This window comes from Nocardiopsis ansamitocini, from assembly GCF_030268225.1.
GTDB lineage: Bacteria > Actinomycetota > Actinomycetes > Streptosporangiales > Streptosporangiaceae > Nocardiopsis_D > Nocardiopsis_D ansamitocini.
In genome coordinates this window covers 518482-525766 of sequence record NZ_BSQG01000005.1, presented here as the reverse complement: position 1 = coordinate 525766, position 7285 = coordinate 518482, and the positions used below count along the sequence as shown (strand labels likewise).

The 7285-nt window shown below is 72.2% G+C and carries 1 protein-coding gene; it reads right to left on the bottom strand.

Annotation, left to right across the window (positions count from 1 at the left end):
- Positions 1-7243, bottom strand: a 7243-nt coding sequence (locus QSJ59_RS17135; protein WP_285760575.1) for a non-ribosomal peptide synthetase, incomplete at its 3' end; no start/stop codon positions are given.
- Positions 7244-7285: the final 42 nt, after the last annotated feature.

The following is a 7285-nucleotide window of genomic DNA, read 5'->3' as shown; positions in this document are numbered from 1 at the left end:
TGTTGATGAAGATGCCGATGGTGGATTCGACGTTGGGGAGGTCGGTGGGGCGTCCGGAGGTCGTGGCGCCGAAGACGATGTCGGTCTGGCCGGAGTGGGCCGACAGCAGCAGCGCCCACGCGCCCTGCACGACGGTGTTGGGGGTGAGGCGGTGCTGCCTGGTGAAAGCGTGCAGTGCCGCCGAGCGCTCGGCCGACAGCTCAGCCGTGCTCCGCTCGGTGGAGCGGGCGGCGCGCGCGTCGTCGGGACGGCGGTCGTAGGGCAGCGCGACGGGGGTGTCGAACCCGGCCAGCGCGTCGCGCCAGTGCTCCAGGGCGGCGCCGGGGTCCTGATCGGCCAACCAGCGCAGATAGTCGCCGAACGCCGGACGGGGCGGCAGGACGGCGCCGCGGTAGGCGGTGAGGACGTCGTCGAGTACCAGTGGCAGGCTCCAGCCGTCCAGGAGCAGGTGGTGGAAGGTCCAGACCAGTTGGACCCTGGTGTCGTCCAAGCGGGCCAGCGCCACCCGGACCGGAGGCCGGGCTGTCAGGTCCAGGCCCGCGGCCTCGTCGGCGGCCAGTAGCGCGGTGAGCGCGTCGGCCTGTTCTGCCGGGGAGCGTCCCCGCCAGTCCAGCACCGTCACGGGCAGCACGGCGTCGCGGTGCACCACCTGGACCGGGGCCTCCAGGCCCTCCCAGGCCACCGTCGTGCGCAGTACCGGTGTGGCGGCGGCCACCGAGGTCCAGGCGCGGGCCAGCGCGTCGACCTCCCCACCGACCCCCGCCACGACGTAGCAGACCTGCTCGACATAGGCGGCGGAGTCGGGTTCGAGTAGGGAGTGGAAGAGCATGCCCTGTTGCATGGGGGTGAGGGGGTAGACGTCCTCGATGGTGCGGCCCGCCCCGACGAGCCGGTCGAGGGTCTGCTGGTCCAGGTCCACGAGCGGGAAGTCCGACGGGGTCGCGCCGTCGCCGTCCTCGGCGAGACAGGCGTCCACGGTCGCGGAGAGTTCCGCGGTGAAGCGCTTTGCGACCTCGGTGATCGTGGCCCGGGAGTGCAGGGTCCCGGAGTGGATCCAGTCGAACAGCAGCCGGCCCTCGACGACGCGGCCCACGACGTCGAGCACGTGGCTGCGCACCTCGTCCGGTGCGTACTCGCCGCCCGCGTTGAGCACGACCGAACCGATCAAAGACGTGTCCGCGCCGGTGGTGTCGAAGCGGCCCAGGTAGTTGAAGCTGACGGCGGGGGTGGGGACGGCGGCCAGTGCGGCCTGTTGTTCGCTGGTGCCCAGGTAGCGCAGTGCGCCGAAGCCCACGCCGCGGTTGGGCACCGCGCGCAACGTCTCCTTGGTCTCCTTCACCTGGTCGCAACGGTCCGCCCGCGTCCCCAGTACCACGGGGAACATGCTGGTGAACCAGCCCACCGTGCGGGAGGTGTCCACTCCCTCGAACAGGTCCTCGCGACCGTGGCCCTCCAGGTCCACCAGCACCTGCCGCGCGCCGGTCCACGCGCACAGCACCCGGCCCAGTGCGGCCAGCAGCACGTCGTTGACCTGCGTGCGATACACCGCGGGGAGGTCGTGCAGCAGCCGGTGCGTCGCCTCCTCGTCCAGCTCGACGCGCACCGTCTCCCGGGTGCTCTCGGTGGTGTCGGTGGCGTCGGGGAAATCGAGGAGGAGTTCGTGGACGGCGCCGTTGGCCAGGTTCGTCCAGTAGTGGGTTTCGGTGTCGAAGCCGCCGGTGGTGGTGAGGGTGGTCAGTTGTCGGGCCCATTGGGGGAAGGGGGTGGTGCGTGGTCCGAGGTCGGGTGGGTGGCCGGTGGTGGTGTGGGTGTAGGCGGTTGCGAGGTCGTCGAGGAGGATGCGCCAGGACACGCCGTCCACGATGAGGTGGTGGGCGACCAGGAGCAGTTGGGTGGGTTCGTTGTCGTTGCCGGTGAACAGGACGGCTCGGATGAGTGGTCCCGTGGCCAGGTCCAGGGATGCCTGCACCCGCTCCACCACGGCGCGTACCGCCGGGGTGCGGTCGCCGTCCGTCGCGGCGAGGTCGGCGACCTCCAGCGGCAGCTCGGCCTGCCCCACCGGTACCACCAGAGGAGACGGGGCGCCCTCGGCGTCGCGGGGAACCCGCAGCCGCAGCATGTCGTGCTGGGCGGCCAGGGCGTCCAGCGCCCGCGCCAGCGCGGTGATGTCGGTGCCGGTGTCCAGATCGAGCAGCACCGACATGGTGAAGTGGTGCGGGGACAGCGGGTGGGTGTCGAAGAACCACCGCATGATCGGCGTCTGCACCACCGGCCCCTCCGCCGGGCCGCTGCCGACGGCCCTGGCACCGTCGGCATCGACCGGTACTGCCGCCTCGGCCAGCGCCGCCACGGTCTGGCGGGCGAAGACGTCCTTGGAAGTGACCAGGAGGCCCGCGCGCCGGGCCCGCGCCACGACCTGGATGCTCAGGATGGAGTCGCCGCCCAGGGTGAAGAAGTTGTCGTGCACGCCTACCCGGTCCACGCCCAGGACCGAGGCGAACACCTCGGCCAGCACCCGCTCGGCGTCGGTGCGCGGCGGCGTGAAAGCGGCTGTGCCCAATGCGTCGCGGTCGGGGGCGGGCAGTGCGCGGCGGTCCACCTTGCCGTTGGCGTTCAGCGGCATCGCCTCCATTCGGACGAGGACCGAAGGCACCATGTACTCCGGCAGCGTCGCGGTGAGCAGCCCGCGGATCGTCTCGGTGTCACCCGTCCCCACCAGGTAGCCCACTAGTTGGCGCACCCCTGCGTCGGTCGAGTGGACGATCACGGCCGCTTCGTCCACGCCCGGGGAGCGCAGCAGCGCCGACTCCACCTCCCCGAGTTCGATCCGGAAACCGCGGACCTTCACCTGGGCGTCGCCGCGGCCCACGAACTCCAGTTCCCCGGTCGTTGTCCACCGCACCAGGTCCCCGGTGCGGTACAGCCGTCCGCCACCGCCGGAGGGGTCGGCGACGAACCGTTCCGCGGTGAGCCCCGGGCGCCGCCAATACCCGCGAGCCGTCCCCGCACCGCCGATGTAGAGCTCTGCGACCACCCCCGCCGGGACCGGCCGCAGGAACCCGTCCAGGACGTGCACCCGCATCCCGTCCAATGGTGAACCGATCGGCGGTGCCACCGTCGACGCGAACCCCGGGACGAGTGGCGAACAGGTCGCGAACGTAGTGGTCTCGGTAGGGCCGTAGATGTTGGCCACCACCGTGTCCGGGCAGGCCCGCACCACCCGGGCCAACGCCTGCGGGTTGGCGGCCTCGCCGCCGGTCGACACGGCGCGCAGCCCCGCGAAGCAGGCCGGGTCCTGGCCGGCGAACAGGACGAACAGCGCCGTCGTGACGAAGGCCGCCGTGACGTCGTACTCCCGGACCAGACCGGCGAAGGAGACGGGATCGAGTCGTCCGGGGGGCGCCACGACCACGGTCGTTCCCGACAGCAGAGGCACCCAGACCTCGTAGGTGGCGGCGTCGAAGGCATGCGAGGAGTGGAAGAGGACACGGTCGTGACGCCCGCCCCGCCACCGCTGGTCGGCGGCCAGGGCGACGATGTCCTGGTGCGTGACGGCCACGCCCTTGGGCGCGCCGGTGGAGCCGGAGGTGAACATCAGGTAGGCGAGGGTGTCCGGTCGCACCGCGCACGCACGCGCCTCGGGTCGGGCGACGGCACCGGATTCCCGTGCCACCAGCCCCGATTCCTCCAGGACCAACAACGGGCAGCCCAGGTCCTCGGGCACTCTCGGTGTCGAGGGGGTGTCGGTGAGGACGCAGACCGCACCGGTCTCCCCGGCCAGGTGGCGTACCCGCTCGACCGGGTCGCCGGCGTGGGAGGGAACGTAGGCGCCCCCTGCCCGTAGCACGGCGAGCATCGCGACCACGGTGTGGACGCCACGCTCCACCACCAACAGCACCGGCGACTCCGCGCCCACCCCCAGGGCCCGCAGCCGCTGTGCCAGCAGCCGTGCCCTCTCGTCGAGCTCGGCGTAGCTCACCGGCCCCCCGGGACCGTCCAACGCCGTCGCCCGGGGGGCGGTCGCGACCCGGGCCGCGAACAGCTCGGGCACCGTGGCCGGCGCCGCAGCCGCGACGTCGCCCCTCCATCGTTCGAGCGTTCGCCGTTCGGCATCGGTGCGCAGGTCCAGTGCGGCCAACGGTGTCCGGGGGGAGTCGGCTGCCCGGTCGACCAGCGATCCCAGCGCGGCGGCGAGCCGGGCGATGCGCTCGGGCCGGTAGAGGTCGGTGTTGTACTCGATGTTCAGCCGCAGTCCGCCGGCGTGCTCCTCGAACTCCAGGACCAGGTCGAACAGGGCACACGCCCGCGGAAGGTCCAGTGCCTCGACGTCGAGGCCCCCCAGTTCCAGTCGCCCGGAGTGGGCGTTCTGCACAACCAGGAGTGCCTGGAAGAGCGGTGTGCGAGAGGGGTCGCGTTCGCCGACCAGTCGTTCGACCAACAAGTCGAACGGCACCTCGTTGTCGAAGGCGGTGAGCACGGTGTCGCGCACGTCGCCCACGAAGGACTCCAGGGTTGCGCGGCGGTCCAGCGTCGAGCGGATCACCAGGGGGTTGACGAAGAACCCGACCACCGGGTCGAGCTCGGGGCGGTCGCGCCCCGCGGAGGCCACGCCCAAGGCGATGTCGCGCTCGCCCGATACCGAGGCCAGCAGGACCTGTGTCACCGCGGTCAACGTCATGAACAGGGTCGCCCCGCAGCGGCGTCCCAGCTCTCTGAGCCCCCCGACTGCGGCAGCGGGGATCGTCGAGCGGTGCACCGCGCCCGTCGTCGTGCGGATCTCCGGACGCGGATGGTCGGTGGGGACGGCCAGTACCGGCGGTTCGGCGAGGTGCCGGGACCAGTACTCCAGGCTCCGCTGTACCCGGGGCCCGTTCCAGCGTCCCTGCTCCCAGACCGCGAAGTCGGCGTAGCGTGGCCCCGGCGCTGGGGGGACGGCCTGCTCGCCCCGTACCCGGGCGCGGTACAGGGCGGCGAGGTCGGCGGTCAGCACGTCCAGTGACCAGCCGTCGCTGACGATGTGGTGCGCACTGAGCACGAGCACGTGCTCGTCGGTGTCCTTGCGTACCAGCAGGGCCCGAAACGGGGGCCCTTCGGCGAGGTCGAAGGGCCGGGCCACCTCGGCGGCCAGCAGCCCCGCCAACGCTGACTCGCGCTCGGCCGGAGGCAGCGAACCGAGATCCTCGTGGCGGGTGAGGGCGAGGGGGTCGGGCACCGCGGCGACGCGCTGCCGCGGTTCGCCGTCCACCTGCTCGAAGACGGTGCGCAGCGACTCGTGCCGGTCGGTGAGGTCGGCCAGCGCGGCGCCCAGTGCCGTGGCCGACAGCGCACCGCGGATCAGGTAGGCGCTACCGGTGTAGTACTCGGCACTCGTCTGCTCGTACTGGTCCAGGAACCACAGGCGGCGCTGGGCAAAGGACAGGGGAAGCGGCCCCGTGGCGGAGGTCCTCCCGATGACGGCGTCGGTCGCGTCCTGCGCGTCGCGCAGCCGCTCGGCGAGCAGCGCCGCGGTGGGCGACGCGAACAGGGCGCGCCGCTCCAGTGTCCGACCCGAGACAGCGGTCACCCGCGACAGCACCCGGGCCGCGAGGATGGAGTCGCCGCCCAGGTCGAAGAAGTCGTCCTCGACACCCACCCGCTCCAGCCCCAGGGCAGCGGCGAACTCCTCGGCCACGGTCTGCTCGACGGAGTCGCGGGGAGCGGTGAACGACCTCTCGAACGTCGGTGCGGGCAGGGCGGCCCGGTCCACCTTGCCGTTGGCCGTCATCGGCAGCGCCTCCAGCACCACCACCGCTGAGGGCACCAGGTGCTCGGGCAGCGTCGCGGCCAGTGCGGCACGCAACGCGTCGGGTGAGACCTCGGGGGCGTCGGGGGCGACGACCGGGTAGGCGACCAGCCGTCGTTGTCCGGGTCGGTCCTCGCGGACCGTCACCACGGCGTGCAGCACCCCGGGCAGAGCGGTGACCGCTGCTTCGACCTCGCCGGGCTCGATCCGAAAACCCCGGAGTTTCACCTGGTCGTCGGTGCGGCCGAGGAAATCGAGGTCACCGTCGGGCCGGATCCGCACGAGGTCACCGGAACGGTACATCCGGGCACCCGGAGGTCCGAAGGGGTCGGCGACGAAGCGCTGCGCGGTCAACCCGGCGCGGCCGTGGTACCCGCGGGCCAGCCCTCGCCCCGCGATGTAGAGCTCACCGGTGCCGCCCGGCCCGAGCGGGCGCAGCGCCTCGTCCAGGACGTAGACCGACGTCTCCTGCACCGCCCGTCCGATCGGCGGACGTCCGGTGCCGTCCAGGGGGGCGCTCATCGTGGCGCACACCGTGGACTCGGTGGGGCCGTAGCCGTTGTACATCCGCCGGCCGCGCGACCACAGCTCCACCAGTTCGTCGGGACAGGACTCCCCGGCCACCATCAACGCGGCCAGGTCGGGCAGGCCCGTGGGGTCCAGGCCGGGCAGTACCGCCGGGGGCAGGGTCACGTGCGTGATCCGCTGCTCGCGCATTGTGGCCACCAGCGAATCGCCGAGCAGTCGCTCCTGGGACAGCACCACGAACGCCGCGCCGTTGAGCAGCGACATGCAGACCTCGAAGATCGAGGCGTCGAAACTGGGGGAGGCGAACTGCAGTACCCGCGAGTCCGGCTGCACCGCCATACGCACGCGCTGGGTCTCGGCCAACGCGGCTATCCCCCCGTGGGTCACCACTACGCCCTTGGGGACGCCGGTGGAACCCGACGTGTAGATCATGTAGGCGGCCTCCTCCACCCCCGGAGCGGCCGGTAGGACTGCCCCGTTGCCTTCGGCCCGTTCGATGAGCAGCGTGCGTACCCCGGCCGGTACCACGCGGGCAAGGCCCTCCTGGGTCAGCACCAGTTCCGCCCCGGAGTCGGCGACCATGAACTCCAGTCGGGCACGCGGGTAGGCCGGGTCCAGCGGCAGGTAGACCCCGCCCGCGCGCATCACCGCCAGCAGCGCCACCACCAGGCCCACGCCTCGCTCCAGGCACACCCCCACGGGCGCTCCCCGCGAAACGCCGCCGGCGACCAGTGCCGCGGCCAGTTGTTCGACCCGTCCGGCCAGATCGGCGTAGGCCAGGGTCTCGTCCTCCGCGACCAGCGCCACTGCCTTCGGTGTGCGCTGTGCGTGCGCTGCGAACAGGTCCGGCAGCGCACACGCGGTCCGTGCCGCCCGGTTGAGGGAAGGGCTGACGTGCTCCGCGGTATGGGTGGACTCCTGGGCAGACGGCACGGGGCCCTCTCCTTATGGTGTTCTTCGACGGCCGTGCGACCG